1 pseudogene is annotated in these 262 nt (G+C 85.9%); it reads right to left on the minus strand.

The window, feature by feature from the left end:
* Positions 1-16: 16 nt before the first annotated feature.
* Positions 17-262 (minus strand): annotated as a pseudogene (locus QM806_RS41095) (hypothetical protein); the annotation flags it as partial.

Here is a 262-nt window from a genome sequence, read left to right on the forward strand (position 1 = left end):
ACGCCTCCCTCACAGGCTACACGGCGCGGGGTGCCTGGGCCACGTCCTGGCGGGGGCGCCCGTGGGCTGTCGCGTAGGCGGCCGCCCGCGGCCAGGGGGGGCTGGTCCGCTCCGGGGGCCCGGACGTGGCCGCCTCGGCGGCGCCGGCCGCCGGGGGGTCCTCGGAGGCCCGGCGCGCCCGGGTCCCGGCCGGCCCCTCCGGCGCGCTCCCCGGCGCGCACCCGGCCCCCGCAGCGCCGACCACCGCCCGCGACCCCTGCCC

It is taken from the genome of Rhodococcus sp. IEGM 1351 (genome assembly GCF_030056875.1).
GTDB classification, from domain to species: Bacteria; Actinomycetota; Actinomycetes; order Mycobacteriales; family Mycobacteriaceae; genus Rhodococcus_F; species Rhodococcus_F opacus.